This is a genomic window from Cupriavidus sp. AU9028 (assembly GCF_019795295.1).
Taxonomy (GTDB): Bacteria; Pseudomonadota; Gammaproteobacteria; order Burkholderiales; family Burkholderiaceae; genus Cupriavidus.
In genome coordinates this window covers 148,159-167,067 of record NZ_JAIMCG010000002.1, presented here as the reverse complement: position 1 = coordinate 167,067, position 18,909 = coordinate 148,159, and the positions used below count along the sequence as shown (strand labels likewise).

General features: G+C 69.4%; 13 protein-coding genes and 1 pseudogene. 7 read left to right on the top strand and 7 right to left on the bottom strand.

Annotated features, from left to right (window positions below; all coding sequences use genetic code 11):
- The first annotated feature begins 308 nt into the window (after nt 1–308).
- The 6 genes and pseudogenes from K6V06_RS03040 (at nt 309) to K6V06_RS03015 (ending at nt 6,456) form a co-directional block, all read left to right on the top strand.
- Nucleotides 309–3,170 carry a monovalent cation/H+ antiporter subunit A gene (locus tag K6V06_RS03040; RefSeq protein ID WP_222240105.1) on the top strand — a complete coding sequence of 954 codons (2,862 nt, stop codon included), beginning with the start codon at nt 309–311 and terminating at the stop codon, nt 3,168–3,170.
- A pseudogene (locus K6V06_RS03035) lies at nt 3,170–3,496 on the top strand (Na+/H+ antiporter subunit C); the annotation flags it as partial. The gene K6V06_RS03040 and the pseudogene K6V06_RS03035, both read left to right, overlap by 1 nt.
- A gap of 134 nt (nt 3,497–3,630) precedes the next feature.
- A complete protein-coding gene (locus tag K6V06_RS03030; RefSeq protein ID WP_222240103.1) occupies nt 3,631–5,262 on the top strand; it encodes a monovalent cation/H+ antiporter subunit D in 1,632 nt (543 codons plus the stop codon).
- Nucleotides 5,259–5,762, top strand: a complete 504-nt coding sequence (locus tag K6V06_RS03025; protein WP_222240102.1) for a Na+/H+ antiporter subunit E — start codon at nt 5,259–5,261, stop codon at nt 5,760–5,762. The genes K6V06_RS03030 and K6V06_RS03025 overlap by 4 nt, the downstream gene beginning before the upstream one ends.
- Nucleotides 5,747–6,022 carry a K+/H+ antiporter subunit F gene (locus tag K6V06_RS03020; protein ID WP_222240101.1) on the top strand — a complete coding sequence of 92 codons (276 nt, stop codon included), beginning with the start codon at nt 5,747–5,749 and terminating at the stop codon, nt 6,020–6,022. Before K6V06_RS03025 ends, K6V06_RS03020 begins: the two co-directional genes overlap by 16 nt.
- 11 nt (nt 6,023–6,033) lie before the next feature.
- Complete coding sequence (locus K6V06_RS03015; RefSeq protein ID WP_222240100.1) at nt 6,034–6,456, top strand: Na+/H+ antiporter subunit G; 423 nt, start codon at nt 6,034–6,036, stop codon at nt 6,454–6,456.
- Nucleotides 6,457–6,459: 3 nt separating this feature from the next.
- Here K6V06_RS03015 and K6V06_RS03010 read toward each other — a convergent pair whose 3' ends face one another.
- The 6 genes from K6V06_RS03010 to K6V06_RS02985 all read right to left on the bottom strand — a co-directional run bounded on the left by K6V06_RS03010 (nt 6,460) and on the right by K6V06_RS02985 (nt 16,088).
- Complete coding sequence (locus K6V06_RS03010; protein ID WP_222240099.1) at nt 6,460–7,119, bottom strand: UdgX family uracil-DNA binding protein; 660 nt, start codon at nt 7,117–7,119, stop codon at nt 6,460–6,462.
- Between the two features lie 79 nt (nt 7,120–7,198).
- Entirely contained in the window at nt 7,199–9,574 is a 2,376-nt protein-coding gene (locus tag K6V06_RS03005; protein WP_222240098.1) for a hypothetical protein, read from the bottom strand.
- A 223-nt stretch (nt 9,575–9,797) separates the two neighbouring features.
- On the bottom strand, nt 9,798–11,066 hold the full coding sequence (gene chrA, locus K6V06_RS03000; protein WP_222240097.1) for a chromate efflux transporter: 1,269 nt from the start codon (nt 11,064–11,066) through the stop codon (nt 9,798–9,800).
- Nucleotides 11,067–11,139: 73 nt separating this feature from the next.
- Nucleotides 11,140–12,390 carry an MFS transporter gene (locus K6V06_RS02995; RefSeq protein ID WP_222240096.1) on the bottom strand — a complete coding sequence of 417 codons (1,251 nt, stop codon included), beginning with the start codon at nt 12,388–12,390 and terminating at the stop codon, nt 11,140–11,142.
- A gap of 217 nt (nt 12,391–12,607) precedes the next feature.
- Complete coding sequence (locus tag K6V06_RS02990) at nt 12,608–13,597, bottom strand: SDR family oxidoreductase (protein ID WP_222240095.1); 990 nt, start codon at nt 13,595–13,597, stop codon at nt 12,608–12,610.
- Nucleotides 13,598–13,703: 106 nt separating this feature from the next.
- Entirely contained in the window at nt 13,704–16,088 is a 2,385-nt protein-coding gene (locus K6V06_RS02985) for an ATP-dependent DNA helicase (RefSeq protein WP_255581553.1), read from the bottom strand.
- Between the two features lie 241 nt (nt 16,089–16,329).
- Between K6V06_RS02985 and K6V06_RS02980 the strand changes: the two genes are divergently transcribed.
- On the top strand, nt 16,330–17,376 hold the full coding sequence (locus tag K6V06_RS02980; RefSeq protein WP_255581552.1) for a tripartite tricarboxylate transporter substrate-binding protein: 1,047 nt from the start codon (nt 16,330–16,332) through the stop codon (nt 17,374–17,376).
- 69 nt (nt 17,377–17,445) lie between these two features.
- Here K6V06_RS02980 and K6V06_RS02975 read toward each other — a convergent pair whose 3' ends face one another.
- The gene (locus tag K6V06_RS02975) at nt 17,446–18,828 is read right to left on the bottom strand and encodes an FAD-binding oxidoreductase (RefSeq protein WP_222240094.1); all 1,383 of its coding nucleotides are present in this window, start codon (nt 18,826–18,828) and stop codon (nt 17,446–17,448) included.
- Between the last annotated feature and the right edge of the window lie 81 nt (nt 18,829–18,909).

Here is an 18,909-nt window from a genome sequence, read left to right as displayed (position 1 = left end):
AACAGCCTCGGAGTAACCCGGATGGCGTCGAGGGAACCTGGCGCGGTCGTTGCGGTCCTCTCTTATTGCAGTGCTGGGCACGCAACGTGCAGGGGGACGGATCGATTGCGGGCGGGGGTCGCTGCGGCGCTCTCTCATGCCGCTCGTGTTGCAGGCGGGTCCACGCCCATCTAGCCTGTCCGATATGCAGCGCCTTTCCCGCCCTGCGCAAGACCCTTGTGCTTGCGTCGTCGGCCGGCGCATCGCTTCGTGGCGCGGTTCCTGCCGCGTCGTCCCATTCAATCCTGAGAACGCTGGCGAGACCCTGCATGGTCGTGCTTTCGCTGATTGCGCTGCCACTGCTGGCAGCGGCCCTGTTGCCCTGGTTCGGCCGGCGCTTCACCCGGCTGGTGACGCCTGTCGCGCTCGGCGGGCCCCTGGCCGCGCTGGGCATGCTGGCGACGCTGCAAGGGGAAATCTTCGCCGGCGGCGTGCGGATCTGGCATGTGCAATGGCTCGATGCCGCCGGATTGCACCTGACCCTGCGGCTGGACGGGCTGGCCTTCGCGTTCGCACTGCTGGTGCTCGGCATCGGGGTGCTGGTGCTGCTGTACGCTCGCTACTACATGGGCAGGAGCGCGTCGAGCACGCGCTTTCACGCGCTGCTGCTGCTGTTCATGGCGGCGATGCTCGGCGTGGTGCTGTCGGGCAACCTGCTGCTGATGGTGATGTTCTGGGAGCTGACCAGCATCGTTTCCTTCCTGCTGATCGGCTTCTGGTCCTACCGCTCCGATGCGCGCAAGAGCGCGCGCATGGCGCTGACCGTGACCGGGGGCGGCGGCCTTGCACTGCTGTGCGCCGTGCTGCTGCTCGGGCGCATCTGCGGCAGCATGGAGCTGTCGGTGGTGCTCGCCAATGCGGGTACGGTGCAGAAGCACCCGTTCTATCCTGTCGTGCTGATGCTGGTGCTGATCGGTGTCTTCACCAAGTCGGCGCAGTTTCCCTTCCACTTCTGGCTTCCCCACGCCATGTCGGCGCCGACCCCGGTATCGGCCTACCTGCATTCGGCGACCATGGTCAAGGCGGGCGTGTTCCTGCTGGCGCGGCTCTATCCGGTGCTGGAAGGGACGCCATGGTGGTTCTACATCCTCAGCTTCACGGGACTCACCACGCTGGTGCTCGGCGCCGGCATGGCGCTGCTGCAGCGCGACCTGAAAGGGCTGCTGGCCTATTCGACCATCAGTCATCTGGGACTGATCACGCTGCTGTTCGGGCTCGACACCGGACTGAGTACCGTCGCGGCGCTGTTCCACATCATGAACCACGCGGTGTTCAAGGCCTCGCTGTTCATGGCGGCCGGGATCATCGACCACGAGACCGGCACGCGGGACCTCGGGCAGCTGCGCGGGCTGCGCCGCTACATGCCGCACACGGCGTTGCTCGCCATCATCGCCTCGCTGTCGATGGCAGGCGTGCCGCTGCTCAACGGCTTCCTCAGCAAGGAGATGTTCTTCGGCGAGACGCTGGCGCAAGGACTGCTCGGGCCCTTCAACTGGGTGATCCCGCTGGTGGCGACCAGCGCGGGCGCATTGACGGTGGCCTACTCGTTGCGCTTCATCCACGGCGTCTTCTTCGATGGCGAACCGGATTCGCTGCCCAAGTACCCGCCGCACGAGCCGACCCGGCTGATGAAGATCCCGGTGGAGATCCTGGCGGTGATCTGCCTGGTGGTCGGTCTGCTGCCCGCCTATACGGTGGGCGGGCTGCTCGATGCCGCGGCGCGGGGCACCATGGGGCCGCCCCTGCCGCTGTACAGCCTCAGCCCATGGCATGGGCTGAACGTGCCGCTGGCGATGAGCGTGCTGTCGCTGGCGGCAGGCGGCACGCTGTTCTATCTGCGGCGCGATTCCTTCCGTCAATACCAGGTCAGCGAGTTCGCGGTCAGCGCGCGCGACCGCTTCGAGGAAGGGGTGGCGTGGGTGGAGCGCACCTGCGCGCGCGGCGTGTCGCTGCTGGAGACTGGCCGCCTGCAGGACTATGTGGCATGGCTGATCGCCGCGCTGGCGCTGCTTCCCGCCTATCACCTGGCGGCGCTGGAATGGCCGCCGCAGGAGGTGATTGCCATGGCGGTCGACGTGCCGACCGTGGTCCTGCTGGGCATGCTCGCCTTTGCCGCCCTTGCCGTCGTGATGGCCTACCGCCAGCGCGTGATCGCCCTGGTGCTGCTCAGCTTCTGCGGTCTGCTGGTGTCGCTGCTGTTCAACCGCTTTTCGGCGCCGGACCTGGCGCTCACCCAGATCTCGGTCGAAGTGGTGACGATCCTGCTGCTGGTGCTGGCGCTGTATTTCCTGCCTACCCATCAGTCCGAGGGTGCGACGCCGGCCCGGTACCTGCGCGACGCGGCACTGTCGGTGGCGGTGGGCGGAACGATCGGCGTGGCTGCCTACGCGCTGATGACCCAGCCAGGCCAGACCATCGCCGGCTACTTCCTGGAGCAGAGCGTGCCGGGCGGCGGCGGGCACAACGTGGTCAACGTCATCCTGGTCGACTTCCGGGGTTTCGATACGCTGGGCGAAATCTGCGTGCTGTTGATTGCCGGGCTGGCGGTCCATTCGCTGATGAAGGGGCTGCGGCTGGAAGGTCCGGACACCGGCCCGGGCGGGTATCCCTGGGCAGGCCAGCCGCATCCGCTCCTGCTGGCGATCCTGGCGCGGCTGATGCTGCCGCTGATGGTGCTGGTGTCGGTCTTCCTGCTGCTGCGCGGTCATAATCTGCCCGGCGGCGGCTTCGTGGCGGCGCTTGTTACCTCGGTCGCGCTGCTGCTGCAATACGTGGCCAGTGGCGTGCTATGGACCGAGGAGCGAATCGCGCTGCCCTACCGCGCCATCGGCGGCGCCGGTATCGCGCTGGCGGGCCTGGTCGGGCTCGGCAGCCTGGTGTTCGGCCGGCCGTTTCTGACCACCGCCTTCGGCCACTTCGAGCTGCCCGTGCTCGGACACGTCGAGCTGGCGACGGCAATGCTGTTCGACCTTGGCGTCTACCTGACCGTCGTGGGTACGGTGATGCTGATCGTGTCCCATCTGGGAGTACGTGACAAGCGCGGCAGCGAGCGCCGCCATTCGGACTGGTACCCGTTCCCCGCCTCTCGCCGGACCGTACAGGTCGCCGTGGCCGATCCCAAGGAGCCTTGATGGAAGCTGTCTATGCCTCGGCGGTCGGCATGCTGGCCGCCTGTGGAATCTACCTGGTGCTGCGGGCGCGCACCTTTACCGTGGTGATGGGGCTGACCCTGCTGACCTATGCGGTCACGCTGTTCCTGCTCGGCATGGGACGGCTGTCCACCGGCAAGCCGCCCATCATCGCGGAAGGGGCCAGCTATGCCGATCCCTTGCCGCAGGCGCTGGTGCTGACCGCGATCGTGATCGGCTTCGCCATGACGGCGTTCGTCATGGTGCTGGCGCTACGGTCGCGGGCGCAACAGGGATCGGACCATGTCGATGGCGCCGAGCCGGAGACCGGCCTCTCGTTCTCCGAGCCCGGTGGCGGCGATGACTCCGAGCCCGACGGCCAGTCCGCCGAGGCGCTGCCCGAAGAGGCGCGCAGGCGCGAGGCGCCGCTGGGCGCCAGCGGCAACGCGGACGGGCCGGCACCATGAATCATCTGGTTCTGCTGCCGATCCTGCTGCCGATGTTCTGCGGCGCCGCGCTGACGATGCTGCCGTCGCGCTGGCGCGCGCGTTCCCGCCTGGTCGATCTTGCGGCCACGCTGGCGCTGATACCGGTGGCGGCGGTGCTTGCCGTGCTGGCCGACGACGGCGTCATTCGTACCTATGACCTGGGCGACTGGCCTGCGCCTTTCGGCATCCTGCTGCAACTGGATCGCCTCGCGGCACTGATGCTGGCCCTGACGGCCTTGCTCGGCACCGCGGCGCTGCTCAGCGTGCGCACGCCGGAAGCGCAGGCCGGGCGTCATTTCCATGCGATCTTCCAGTTCCAGCTGATGGGCTTGAACGGCGCCTTCCTCGCGGGCGATCTGTTCAACCTGTTCGTCTTCTTCGAAATCCTGCTGATGGCGTCCTACGCGCTGCTGGTGCACGGCAATGACCGCGGACGCGTCGGCGCCGGCCTGCACTACGTGGTGCTGAACCTGGTCGGGTCGTCGTTCTTCCTGATCGCCATCGGCATCCTCTACGGGCTGACCGGCACCCTGAACATGGCGCACCTGGGCGAGCGGCTGCTGGCGCTGGGGCCGGCGTCGCTGCCGCTGGCCAATACCGCGGCCGTGATGCTGATGCTGGTCTTCGCCCTGAAGGCAGCGGTGTTTCCGCTCGGCTTCTGGCTGCCACGCGCCTATGGAGAGGCGGCGGGCCCCGTCGCGGCGCTGTTCGCCGTGATGACCAAGGTCGGCGTCTACGCGATGCTTCGCAGCCAGGCGCTGCTGTTCGACGCGGGCCGCGCCGACTTCTCGCGCTTCTTCGAGCAGGGGTTCTGGTGGCTCGGGCTGGCCACGCTGGTCTATGGTTCGGCCGGCACGCTGGCGGCGAGGACGATGAAGTCGCTGACCGCCTGCCTGGTGCTGGTGTCGATGGGGCTGCTGCTGGCGGCCATGTCGCTGCAGACGCCGGGCGCGTGGAGCGCGTTGCTGTATTACCTGGCCAGTACCACGCTGTCGACCGCCGCGTTGTTCCTGCTGGCCGACGCGGTCGAGGCGCAGCCGGGAAGAGTGGCCTCCCGCCTCACCGCGGTACTGTATCTGCTTGCCGCGATCGCGGTGGCGGGGCTGCCGCCGCTGTCCGGGTTTGTCGGCAAGATGCTGCTGATGCAGGCGGCGCCGACCGGTCACGCCTGGCACGGCGCGCCGGTATTCTGGACGGCGGTCGTGCTGTCCAGCCTTGCCGCCATCGTCGCCGTCAGCCGTACCGGCAGCCGGCTGCTGTGGCGCGGGCCGGCGGCGGCGTCGGCGCAGGCCCGCCGCACCACGCGTTCGACCAGTAGCGATCCGGACGCGGACGATGCGCCGCTACCGGCGCGCGCCGACCCCGCCAAGCTGCTCGGCGCGATGCTTCTGCTGGCCAGCGTGGTGGGTCTGGTGGTGGGCGCGCGGCCGCTGGTTCGGTATCTCGACGCGACGGCGCTGCAGCTGCTGGACCGGCCGTCCTATGCCCGCGCCATTCTCGGCCATGCGGACCCGCATCCCGAGGGAATGGGCGACGGCGCGCAGCACGGCCAGGAGAGATACAAGCCGCAGGAGGTCACCGAGAAACCCTGGGAGCAGCGGCCATGATGCATCGCTGGCTACCGCACCCCTGGCTCAGTCTGCTGCTGCTGATCGTGTGGCTGCTGCTGACGGATATCGGCTCGCCCGGCAACTGGCTGCTCGGTGCGTTCCTTGCCTGGGGAGGCGGCAAGATCGCGGGCACGCGCCTGTGGTTCGCCCCGGTCCATGTGCGCCGGCCTGGCCTGGCGCTACGGCTGGCGGGGCACGTCGCCATGGATATCGTCGTCGCCAATCTCCACGTTGCCCTGCTGGTGCTGGGCCGCACCTCGCGGCTGCGGCCCGGCTTCGTGGTGCTGCCGCTGGAGCCCGCGCACGAGCTGTCGCTGACCGCGCTGATCGGCATCGTTTCGCTCAGTCCCGGCACGGTCTGCGCCGAATTGAGCGAGGACCGGCGCAGCCTGTTGATTCATGTGCTCGACCTCGAGGACCCCGTCGAACTGATCGCGCGGATCAAGTCCCGCTACGAAGCGCCCCTGCTGGAGATACTGTCATGCTCGCAACCGTGATTCCCGTCTGCCTGGCGCTGCTTGGCCTGGCGTTCCTGCTGACGGTGCTGCGCCTGCTGTACGGGCCGTCGCTGCCCGACCGCATCGTCGCGCTCGATACGCTGAACATCAACGCGATCGCGTTGATCGTCGTGTTCGGGATCTGGGTGGATTCGGACGAGGTGTTCGAAGCCGCGCTGCTGATCGCGGTGATGGGCTTCGTTGGCACGGTCGCGCTGACCAAGTACCTGCAGCGCGGCGACATCATCGAATTGCGCTGAAAGGGGCCATCATGACCATCTGGCAGGAAGCCATCGTATCGGCGCTGCTGTTGCTGGGCAGCGTTTTCACGCTGGTCGGCGCGATCGGGCTGTTCCGGCTGCCGGACTTCTTCATGCGTCTGCATGGTCCGACCAAGTCCACCACCCTGGGGGTCGGCGGCGTGGTGGTGGCGTCGGTGATCGCCTTCAGCAGCCGCGAGCACGCGCTCAGCCTGCATGAGTTGCTGCTCACCGCGTTCCTGTTCCTGACCGCACCGGTCAGCGCTCATATGCTCGCGAAGGCGGCCATCCAGCAGCGTCTGCCGACCCATCCGCTCACGCGCGACGCGCCCGAACTTGCGGATGACGCCTTCAGGGACGACGCCTTCAGGGCCGACACCTTCACGGACGACGTCCGCGAGCCGCCGCCGTCCGAGCGCGGCGGGCACGGCTGACCGTCAGGTTGCTCCGGGCTCTGCGGGCGCTGCTGCCCGGGTGCGGCGGTTGCGATTCGCTCCCTGGCTCAATTCGGCGGCCCGGCGCAAGGCCTCGACGATCTGCCCGAAGGCCGCTTCCCGCGCCTCCGGGTCGGGCACCCGCAGCGCGTAGGAGGGGTGCCAGGTGGCAATCACGATCCGGCCTTCGTGCTCGATCGGTTGGCCGAGGACCTTCGTCAGCGCGACCGCCTTGACCCCCAGCACGGCCTTGAGCGCGGTCGCACCCAGTGCGACCACGATCCGCGGCGCCACCCGTTCCAGTTCATCTTCCAGCCAGTAGTGGCAGGCTTCGATCTCGCGCTGCGCTGGCGTCTTGTGCAGGCGCCGCTTGCCGCGCGGCTCCCATTTGAAGTGCTTGACCGCGTTGGTCAGAAACACCTTGTCCCGGCGCAGCCCGGCTTCCTTGAAGGCCTCGTCGAGCAGCCGGCCCGCGGGGCCGACGAAGGCCTTGCCGGCCAGGTCCTCCTGATCGCCGGGCTGCTCCCCGACCAGCATGATCCGCGCGGACGCGGGCCCGTCCCCCGGCACGCCCTGCGTCGCATTGCGCCACAAATCGCAACGGCGGCACGCGTCGAGCGTTGCCGGGTGGTCGGAAGAGGGTGGGGAGGCGGTGCTCGGCATGACGATTCCTGGGGCTCCTGACCAATGGCGTCCTGGCATGCAACAAGCATCGGTCATGCCAGACCGCTCGCTCCGCGCATCACTGCGCGGCATGGGCATATAGCGTCAGCGTGATCGGCTGTGCATCGTATCGCCGCCCCCGCACCGGGCCGCCGTGGCTGCGCACGGGCCTGAGCATCCGGTGCAGCAGCCGGAATTCCGCGTCCTGGCCGATGGTGCCGGCATGCGCTTGCTCCAGTTGCGGTCCGACTTCCATGATGGCGCGCATCCGCAGATCGAGAAGCAGGTCGCGTACGTTTTGCCATGCGTCCAGATCGGCCTGCTCGCTGTCCGCGTCGTTCTCCCGTGCAACGCGGACGACGGCCCTGAGCAGTGCCGGGGCGAGGGTAGGGGCGAGTGTGACGGAGCCCGGCACCAGCACGGATGACCAGCACCTCGCCAGTTCCTCGCCGATGCGCTCCAGACGCGCGGAATCGAACGGATCGGCGGCGGGATCGCAGCTGCAGGCGGCAAGCGCCGATGCGGCGGCCGGCGAAGGCGCCTGCTCGTTCTCCGCGGCAAGACGCAGGGTGCGCAGCACCAGCCGTGCGGCCAGCAGCTGGAAGCTGGCGGGCGCGTCATGCAGCCCCGCGAGCAGTTGCCCGAGCTTGCGGCCGGCCGGCGCCCGCCGATTCTCCGCAAGGGCAAACCAGCTGAGCAACGCATGCTGGGCGGGAGTGCCGGCGCTGGCCGCGGCGCTGGCCTGCAACGAGGGAACGCGGTGCAGCACCCCATGCAGGCGCGGGTGCAACACCGGATTCCCCAGCGGGCGCCGTTCGGTGCGCTGCTTCCGGTCAGGCCCCCAGTTGGCGTTCCCGCACGCGTCCGCGATCCCTCGGTGCCAGCCCGCCGTCAGCGACCTGTCGTCGCGCAGCACCGATTGCCGCAGCCACGTATTGATGCCGCGGACCTGGTCTTCCAGGGTCGGCTCCTGGGTGGCATTTGCCTCGTCGCACAGCCTGCGGAACAGGCCCGCGTCGACAAGTCCCTGGGTAATGGCCAGTTCGGCGTTGCTGTCCACCGCCAGCAAGCTGACACGGGGCAGATAGACGGATTCCATCCCTCGGCGAAACTGCGCGCGGACCTGTCTGCCATCGACGCCATGCAGCCGCAGGTGCAGCCCTGCCACCACCGCAGTGCTGCCGTCGGCAAGGACCGCGCCACGCTGACTGGACCATTTGCCCGTCTCGGGGGTGCCCCGGTTCTCCAGGTAGTACTTGAGGATCGCGGCATCGTCGGCGGACAGCAGGAACTCCACGGCGACGCCCGCCCGGGTCAGGAATCCGAGCGTTGCCAGCATGGGCAGGGGGTCGTTCCCGTCGCAGGCGAGGATGTCACCGTTCAGGATGACCTTTTGCCTGCGTCCCGTGGGCTGCAGGCATTCCCGCAAGGCCTGCGCGAGGTCATCGGGGTGCAGCTCTCCCTTTTCCGCGCCCCCGATCCAGTCGGACAGCCGGCGTTTCACCTTGACACCCTCCGTCCCCAGCTGCTGGTCCGGGGTCCAGCGAAGCAGCCCGGCATGCAGCAGGTCGCGCAGCACGGGAAACGGATTGCCGCGCGGTGCACAGATCACGTCCGCGACGACAGGTCGGCTTCCCTGCGCAGCAGGGTCCGGCTGCCGGCGCCATTGCGCCTTCAGCTTCAGTGCCTCGAGCAGCCGCACGCCGGCGCCGTGGCAGTCCTCGGCGATCAGCCTGCTCCACGGTTCCGACGCCTCGAACGCCTGCAGGACGGCTCCGACCGTGATACGGCTGTGCTCGGCGCGCAAGCCCTGGACGCGCAGGTGAAGCTGCTGGCGGACCGGCGCCACGATCTCGGCAAGTATCCTCTTGCGGTGCTCTTCCCCGGCCGGCGTTGCCAGGTATCGTTCTGCTGCATCGACAGCATGTGCGCATTCCCACAGGCGAGGCGCGAATTCCTCCGCGAGCGACGCAGCGAGCCGCAGCTCCGCGTCGTCGATTGCAGCGGTGGAGCGAGAGCCGTTGCGTATCGTCCCGATATGGCAGGACTGCCGCGCCCTGCAATCCCTCGCCAGCAGGGCCGCGGCCTGCTCCCTCTCGTTGAGCAGCTTGACGGTACGCCGGGCCTGTGCCGGCGTGGCTTCCGTGCAGGCGCGCAGGTCCAGGCCGACCAGGCTCAGGCATATCGCCAGCCATCGCTGCCGTCTGGTCAGCGCGGACCAGTCGGTACGCAGCAGCCGCACCCGCGGGCTGTGCCCGGCGCCGTGGCCCGATTCGATCGACAGTCGAACCGGCCGTCCGCGGACGATGTAGATGCCACCATTGCGGATCGGGCAGGGTAGCGCATGCTCGCTTGCTCGCAAGGCGCGGGCGCGGGCGAAGAACGCGCTGGCGCTGGTGAAGCGGTGGGTCGATCCGGGTGGCTGGAACGGGATGCGAGAGGATAGGCGTGGCATGTCGAGGTCCGGTCACGGTGCAGGTGGCTGTTGGCGAAGCGCCCGTCTCGTCGCCGCGTGGCATACGAGGCCTGCCATCATCATCAGGACCGCTACCTCAACTATCGAAAGTATCCCCGGTTGTTCGAACCTGGACAGACCGCACGGCGGCCTCGCCCCCGCGGTAGTGCGCGACAGTGGTGCTTGCCAGTAGTGCCCGTCCGTGCCGCCCGCCTGTGGCGACCTACGGCAGCGCCCCGGCCAGCGCTGCGGCGAGTGCCGTGCCGGCGACCACCAGCCATGGCGGCGTGCGCCACCAGGCCAGCGCGGCGAAGGCGCCCAACGCCAGCGCGGCGTCGAGTGGCCGCTGGATCGCGCTGGTCCAGACCGGGTCGTACAGGGCGGCGAGCAGCACGCCAACCACCGCGCAGTTGACGCCGGCAAGCGCCCCGCGCATGCCGGCGTGATGGCGCAGGCGTTGCCAGAAAGGCAGCGCGCCGGCCGCCAGCAGCATGCCGGGCAGGAAGATCGCCACCAGGCACAGCAACGCCCCCGCCCATCCATTCGGCGTGCTGCGCATGACGGCGCCAAGGAAGGCAGCGAAGGTGAACAGCGGACCCGGCACCGCCTGCGCAGCGCCGTAACCGGCGACGAAGACATCGTTGGCGACCCAGCCGCTGGGTACCACGGCGGCCTGAAGCAGTGGCAGCACGACGTGTCCACCGCCGAACACCAGCGCGCCGCTGCGGTAGAAGGCGTCGAAGACCGTCAACCAGGACGAGGGGAAGGCGGCCGCCAGTAGCGGCAAGCCGGCCAGCAGCACCGCGAACAGCGCCAGCAGCGCGGCGCCCGTGCCGCGGGACAGGGGGACGGGCAGTGGGGCATCGCTTGCGGGCGCGGCTGTCGCCATCCACCTGCGGCCCAGCCAACCTGCCGCGACCAGCAGCATGAGCTGGGTAGCGACCGACGGCAAGGCCAGCGTCAGGCATGCGCAGGCGAGCGCAACCGTGGCGCGCAGGCGGTCCGGGCAGAGCGTACGGCCCATGCCCCACACTGCCTGCGCGACCACCGCCACGGCGGCGATCTTCAGGCCGTCGAGCAGGCCGGTCGGTACGCCCGCGCCCCAGTGCGCCAGCCCGCTCGCAAACAGGACCAGCGCAAGCGCGGAGGGAAGCGTAAAGCCGGTCCAGGCCGCGAAGGCACCAGGCACGCCGGCGCGGAACAGGCCAATCGCCATGCCGACCTGGCTGCTTGCCGGGCCCGGCAGGAACTGGCAGAGCGCCACCAGTTCCGCATAGGCGGCATCGCTCAGCCATTGCCGGCGCACGACGAAGGCTTCCCGGAAGTAGCCCAGATGGGCGACGGGGCCGCCGAACGAGGTCAGGCCCAGCCGCAGGAATACGAGGAAGACCTGCCAGGCGGAGCCGGGCTGGGCCGCCTGCGTGGGCGCCGGCGCGTCGGCTTGCGTGGACGCCCGGCCGGCGCGGGGGTGCGGTTGTGGCTCGTCGTTCATGGTGGAGTCGTTGTCGAATCGCGCCATGTTAGCCGAGGCCAGTGACCCGTCGCGGCTGGGCTACCCCGGGTCGTCAGGCCAGCGCCTGCCGCCGGGCCTTCGGCGAGACGGCGAGCGAGGCGCCGTACACCACCAGCCCGCCCAGCGCGAGCAGCAGACCTACCCAGCCGGTCGAGGCCCAGCCCATGCCGGCGGCGATGGTGACACCGCCGAGCCATGCGCCGAGCGCGTTCGCCATATTGAATGCCGAGTGGTTCAGCGCCGCGGCCAGCGTCTGGGCGTCGCCCGCTACGTCCATCAGGCGAATCTGCAGCGCCGGTCCTAGCGCGACCACCGTGCCGATCAGCAGCACATTGGCCGAGGCGAGCCAGACATGCGGCGCGGTCAGCACGAACAGTCCCAGCACGAGGGCCGACCAGACCAGCAGGCCGCCGATGGTCGGCATCAGTGCCTTGTCGGCCAGCCGCGATCCCGCCAGGTTGCCGATGACCATGCCGACACCGAACAACGCGAGCACGAACGGAATGCCGCCGGCGGGCATATGCGCCAGTTCGATCATGGTGGGCTTGATATAGCTGAACACGGCGAACATGCCGCCGAAGCCGATTGCGCCGATGCCCAGCGTGAGCCAGACCTGCTTGCGCGCAAGCGCCGACAGTTCCCGCAGGGGGCTGGCATGGATGTCCGCCGCTTCGAACGGTACCCAGCGCCAGACCAGCAGCACCGTCACCGCGCCGATGGCGCCCACCAGCGCGAACGCCGCGCGCCAGCCCAGCCACTGGCCGATCGCCGCGGCGATCGGTACCCCGATCAGGGTAGCGGTGGTCAGGCCGAGCATCACCAGCCCGACCGCCTGCGCGCGTTTCTCGCGCGGCACCAGTCCGGCGGCGACCAGCGCCGCCACGCCAAAGTAGGTGCCGTGGGGGAAGCCGGTCAGCAGGCGCGCGACCAGCATCGAGGCGTAACCCGGTACCAGCGCGCTGGCGACATTGCCGGCGGCGAACACCGCCATCAGCGCGATCAGCAGGTTGCGCCGCGGCCAGCGCGCGCCGAGCACCGCCAGCAGCGGCGCGCCGATGACCACCCCCAGCGCATAGGCACTGATCAGGTGGCCCGCCTCCGGAATCGAGATGCGAAGGTCCGCCGCCGCGTCGGGCAGCAGGCCCATGATGACGAACTCGCCGGTGCCGATGGCGAAGCCGCCGACGCCCAGCGCCAGCAGTGCGCGGCGGCTGATGCGGCGGCTGTCGCCTGGAGCGGATTCGGTGGAGGAGGGGGTGGGGGTAGCGGAGGGTGTGTGTCGGTTGCCGTCAGGAAATGCCATGGAAGAAGCCAGATTGAGATCGCGTCGTTGCGCATTGTGTATTCCGCGCCTGTGCCGGCGCTGAGGGCGTATTGTCCTGCAAATCGCGATCAGGTGCCGGCTGCGGCTCCGGCCGGGCGCCGTTGCCCTCTCCCCCGGCCCCACTCCCGCGGGCGGAAGAGGGGAGCTCGGCGTAGGCGTGCGATGGCCAGCGGTTCGAAAGAGGGCAGCGGGCAGGCTAGCGCAGCCGCGTGTCGCGGCTCAGCGCGAGCGCGGCAAGCGTGGCCACGGTGGCAAGGCCGAGGCCGACCAGCCCGGCGGTGCGATGCGAGCGGGGCGGCTGTGTCTTCCACGCCCCATCGACGGTCATCATGCCCTTGCTCGGCTGGTGCAGGTTCCCTTCGCTGACTGGGGCCTCGTCGGCCTGGCCGAAATAGGTGCGCGTCAGCGTCCAGGCGAAGCGCCGCGTCAGCCCCGGGGCGACGAAGTGGCCAAGGCGCGCCAGCCGGGCCGGCCAACCGACCGTGGTGGAGCGCCGTCGCGGGTTTGCGGCGGCCCGCACGATGGCCCGCGCGACCTTCTGCGCGTCGTACAGCGGCTTGGGCGGGCGGACCTGCTTGCCGGTGAAATTGGCGCTGTGGCGGAACGCCGGCGTATCGATGACGGTGGGAAAGATGTCGCAGACATGGATGCCGGGCCAATCCGTCAGCTCGGTCCGGAGCGCTTCGGACAGCCCGCGCAGCCCGTACTTGCTGGCGTTGTACGAGGCGGCATACGCCACCGGCGCCCAGGCGTTGAGCGACAGCACGTTGATCAGCGTCCCCTGCCGCATCTGCTTGAAGTAGGGCAGCACCGACTGTGCGCCGTACAGGTAACCCAGCAGGTTGGTCTGCAGCACCTTCTCGTGCGCGTGGGCCGGAACCTGCTCGATCAGCCCGATCGCACCGACGCCGGCGTTGTTGACCCACACATCGATGCGCCCGTCGCCGCTGTCAGCGGCCTCTCGAGCCAGCTGGCGGACCTGATTGGCGTCGGTGACATCCGTCGGTACGACTATCGGCCGTGCGCCCCGCGCCTCGCACTCCCTGGCAACCACGTCCAGCGCTTCCCGCCCCCGGGCCGCGAGCACGAGCCGGACGCCCGGCATGGCAAAGGCGGAGGCTGTCGCGCGGCCGATCCCGCTGGAGGCGCCGGTGATGACGATCGTGATCTTGCGCTGTGGTCGCATGATGGCTCCGGATACGAGGACAGGACCCATCGTCGGACGCAAATGCCGTACCATCCGCTCCCCCTTGTGCGCACGTCTCTTGCGGCCCATGCCGAGGCGGTACATCTCACAACGCCGCAAGCAATTTGGCATTGGGCGCGCAGTCGGGGCGTGCAGGCTCCACTCTCGCAGGGCGGTCGATGCGCCACCAGTCGGGCAGCAATTCCAGGACCTCCGGCCGCGCAAAGCGATCGTCGATCAGATGCAGCACACCGCGGTCCTCGGTGGTGCGGATCACCCGCCCGGCGGCCTGTACCACCTTGCGCAGGCCGGGATAGAGATAGGTGTAGGCATAGCCGTCGCCGAAGGCCTGCTGCATCCGCGCGCGCAGCTGTTCGTTGACCGCATTGAACTGCGGCAGCCCGAGCGTGGCGACAAAGGCGCCAACCAGCCGGTCGCCCGGCAGGTCCACGCCCTCGCCGAACGCGCCGCCCAGTACGGCAAAGCCGATGCCGCAGCCGCCGGGACGGAAGGCGTCGAGGAAGGCGGCCTGATCGGCCTCGCTCATGCCGCGCGACTGTGCCCAGCAGGCAATGTCGGGATGCGCCGCCTGAAAGGCGCCGAGCACCTCCTGCAGGTACGCATGGCTGCTGAAAAAGGCCAGGTAGTTGCCCGGCGCCGCACGGTATTGCGCCTGCAGCAGCGCGACCAGCGCCGGCAGCGAGCGCTGGCGCTGCGCATAGCGCGTCGGAATCCGGTCGGCGATGCGGACCTGCAGCTGATCCGCCTGGAATGGCGAGGGCACGTCGCACCAGACCACATCCTCCGGCAACCCCAGCGTGTCGACGTAGAAGTGCGCCGGGCCCAGCGTCGCCGAGAACAGCGTCACCGAATGCGCGGCGGCAAAACGTGGCCGCAGGAAGGGCGCGGGAAAGACGTTGCGCATGCACAGGCGCGTGGTGACCTTCGGCTTGCCGCGCTTGCCGGCGCCGTCGGATGGCGGTACTCGCGTGATGTCGAACATCGCGTGCGGCCCGGGCTGTTCGGCGAGCCGGCAAAATTGCAGCACATCGAAGTAGAACTGCTGCAAGACAGGATCGAGCTCCGCGGGCGACTCGCTGAAGCGCTCCAGCAAGGCCGCGCTGAGCTGATCCAGCGCGGCGACAAGCGCGGGCGGCACCGTGTCGAAGGCCTGGTAGTCCTGCTGCTGGTCCCGCACTGCGTCGTTCCACTGCCGCCGCACGCGGTCCAGGGCCCGCCGCAATTCGGCAGGTGCGCGTCGGCGCACCGCGCGCAGGGTGTCCTGTTCCAGCGCCGCGGTGTACATCGCGCGGCCGCGATCGACCAGCTGGTGTGCCTCGTCGACCAGCACGCTGACGCGCCAGTCCTCGTGCGCGGTCATCGCGTAGAGCAGGGCGCTGCGGTCGAAGTAGTAGTGGTAATCGGCGATCACCACGTCGCTCCAGCGCACCAGTTCCTGGCTCAGGTAGTAGGGGCAGATGCCGTGGGTACGCGCGACCTCGCGCACCGCGGCGCGGCCGAGCCGGCCCTGCGCCACCGCCTGCTGGCGCGCGGCCGGAAGACGGTCATGGAAGCCCTGCGCCAGCGGGCAGTCGTCGGGGTGGCAGGCGCGGCCGGGGTATTCGCAGACCTTCTCGCGCGCAACCATCTCCAGCACCCGCAGCGGCAACCTGCCGGCGGCCTCGCCGATGCGGTCCATCGCCTCGGCGGCGAGGGCGCGGCCAGTGGAGCGGGCGGACAGCACGAACAGCTTGTCGATCTGCCGCGCCGGCATGGCCTTGAGGGCGGGAAACATCGTGCCCGCGGTCTTGCCGATGCCGGTCGGGGCTTGCGCCATCAGGCACCGGCCTGCCAGGTTGGCGCGGTAGACCGCTTCGGCCAGCACGCGCTGTCCGGGGCGGAAGCCGGCATGCGGGAACGACAGGGCCGTGATGGCATGGTCGCGTGCCGCACGATGCGCGATCTCCTGTTCGGCCCACTGCAGGAAGCGCCGGCAGTGCTGCTCGAAGGCTTCGCGCAGCTCGTCGGCGGCATAGCGGCGCCGGGTGGAGCGCTCGCGGCCGCTGAGCACGTCGAAATAGACCACCGCGATTTCGATGCTGTCCCAGGCCTCCTGCTGGCACAGCATCCAGCCGTACGTCTCGGCCTGCGCGCGGTGCAGACGCTGCTGGGCATCCGGCACCTCGGTCTTGTCGCCGCGCACGGTCTTGATCTCTTCGAGCAGGCGGGCGGACCGGTCCAGTCCGTCGGCCCGGCCCCGCACGCGCAGCGCCAGGAAGTCCGCCGTCAGCGCCACCTCCGTCTGATATCCGGGCCCCCGGCGTGCCGCCACGGCGGCATGGCCGGCAATGCCTTCCTGCGCGGTGGGCGAAGGCGAGAAGCGCAGGTCCAGGTCGCCGCTGCGGCCGCTGAACTCGCACAGCGTCCGCACCGCGACGGTATAGCGCGGCGGCATGGCAGCGGCAGCAGGCGAGGGAGAGGCGGAAGACATGGCAGCGCAGCGAAGAACCCGCACAGCGGGGAGGCTGTACAAATATACAGTATTCGCCTCCGGGCTGCGGCACGGCCAGCGCCGCGCCACTCCTCGAAAACCCGCGTTTGTCAGTTTCGTACACGGGGTTAAGCAATGGAAGATGGCCGCCGGCCGGCCCCTGGCCGCACACTGGCGAAAACCCGTGCGGCCTTCGCAGGCCGATGAAACGGGGCAGTTCACTCTCGTGGAGACAATGCTTATGCCAGCCTGTATCGCAGCCTGCATCGCGCGTGCGCGCACCGATTCCTTTCGTCCCGCCCTTCGGGGGCTTGCCGCGGCCGTCGCATTGACCGCGGCACTGACCGTGGCGGTGGCGCCCGGCAAGGCCCGTGCTGCGGACCCCTACCCGAGCAAGCCGATCGCCCTGGTGGTGCCGTTCTCCGCAGGCGGTCCGACCGATGTGGTGGCCCGCAGCCTCGGTGCCGCCATGTCGAAGCACCTTGGGCAGAGCGTGGTGGTGGAGAACAAGACCGGCGCCGGCGGCACCATCGCCCCCGCCTATGTCGCGCGGGCCGACCCGGACGGCTACACCCTGCTGATCCATCACAACGGCATGGCAACCGCGCCCGCGCTGTATCGCAAACTCTCCTATGCCCCGCTGAAGGATTTCGAGTACATCGGCCAGGTCGCCGATGTGCCGATGACCCTGCTGGGCAAGAAAGACCTGCCGCCGAACAATACCGCCGAGCTGATCGACTATGTCCGCAAGAACGAGGCAAAGCTGAACCTGGCGAACGCGGGTCTGGGCGCGGTCTCGCAGCTATGCGGCCTGTTGTTCGAACAGGCGCTGCAGGTCAAGCTGAATGTCATTCCCTTTCAGGGCACCGCGCCGGCAATGACGGCGCTGCTGGGCGGCCAGGTCGACCTGCTGTGCGACCAGACCACTGCCACGCTGCCACAGATCGCCGGCAACAAGGTGAAGCTGTACGGCGTGACCACGCCGCAGCGGATCCGCGCGTTGCCCGACGCGCCCACGCTGCAGGAGGGCGGTCTGAAGGGCTTCGAGATGAAGGTGTGGCATGGCGTCTACGCGCCGAAGGGCACGCCCGCGCCGGTGGTCGCCAGGCTGACGGCGGCCCTGCAGGCCGCGCTGAAGGACCCGGCGGTGGTGCGCAAGCTGGACGAACTCGGCGCCGAGATCGTGCCGCCGGCGAAGCAGACGCCGGAAGGGCTGCAGAGCTGGCTCAAGGCCGAAAGCGACAAGTGGCAGCCGATGCTGCGCAAGGCCGGCACCTTCGCCGACTGAACGTGGGCGCAGCGTCGGCGTATGGTCTTGGCGCTGTCTGCGCGGCGTCAGCGCGCCGTCAGCGGGCCGTCAGCGCGACGAAGCCGCGCTGCGCCGCGCGTCCTTCGCCACCGCGCTGGCTTGCGCCGCGTCCGGCGCGGCAACGCCTCGCTGGGCGGCGCCGCCACCCCGCGCAAAGCGCGTCATGGCAAACGGCGCCGGGTCGATGCACGGCGCCCGGTCCGCGACCAGGTCGGCCAGCAGCCGCGCCGTGCCCGGCGCTTCGGTGATGCCCAGATGTCCGTGGCCGAACGCCAGGAACACGTTCGAGAAGCGATCGGACCGGTCGATCACCGGCAAGCCGTCCGGCGTCGAAGGCCGATAGCCCATCCAGTGGCTTGCGTCCTCGTAGGTCAGGCCCGGGAACAGCTGGCGCCCCTGTTCGGCCAGCAACGCCGCGCGCCGGAAGTTCGCGGGCGCGTCCAGCCCGCCGATTTCCACCGTCCCGGCAATGCGCAGGCCGTGCTCCATCGGGGTGGCAATGAACTTGTTCTCGCAATCCATGATCGGCCGCGTCGGCGCCACGCCTGGCGCCCGCAGCATCGCGTGATAGCCGCGCTCGGTCTCCAGCGGCACCGCCATCCCGGTCAGTCCCCTTGCCACCCGCATTGACCAGGCGCCGGCGCAGATCGCCAGCCGCGATACCGGATAGGAGCCGCAATCGGTGTAGACCGTGCGCGGCCCCTGCGCGCCGATGTCGAAGCCGAGCACCTTGCGCCGCAGCAACACGCCGCCCTCGCGCACGAAGGCGGCCGCCAATGTCTTGACCAGCCGCTCGGGATTGCAGGTATGGCCGTTCTCGGGCAGCAACAGGGCGGTGCGGATCCCCTGGCTCAGCGCCGGCTCCAGCTCGCGCGCCTGGTCGCCGCTCAAGGCCTGCGAGGCGATGCCAAGGTCGTCGCGCATCTGCTGCGCGAGCCGGTCCCCCGCGCCCAGTTCGGCCGCGCGCCAGACGTAGAGGTGCCCGGCGGCCTGCATCAGATCGTCGAACTGCGCGGGGCCGAGCAGCGCGCGGTACCCCGGCCAGGTTTCCTGATGCAGCGCATGCAGTGCCCGCGAGGTGTGGCGCGCGCGCGCTTCCGTCGCCGCGAGGAGCCAGCGCATCAGCCACGGCATCGCCCTGGGCAGATAGCGCCAGCGCACCGTCAGTGGACCCATCGGGTCGCTCAGCCAGGCGGGTACCTTGGCCAGCATGCCGGGCATCGCCATCGGAATCACCGAGGCCGTGCTGACGCAGCCGGCATTGCCGAACGAGCAGCCTTCGCCCGGTCCCGCCTGTTCCAGCACGGTGACGCGGTGCCCCTCGCGTTGCAGTGTCAGCGCCACCGATATGCCGATCACGCCACCGCCGATGACAGTGAAGGAGGAAGGCGAGGACGGCGAGGACGGCTGGGGAGATCGAATGGCTGACATGAAGGCAGGTTGCGTTGCGCTGGTCGTTTCCTGCCAGCGATTCTAACGCGCCCTGTCGACCACGCTTCTCGTCGCCGATCT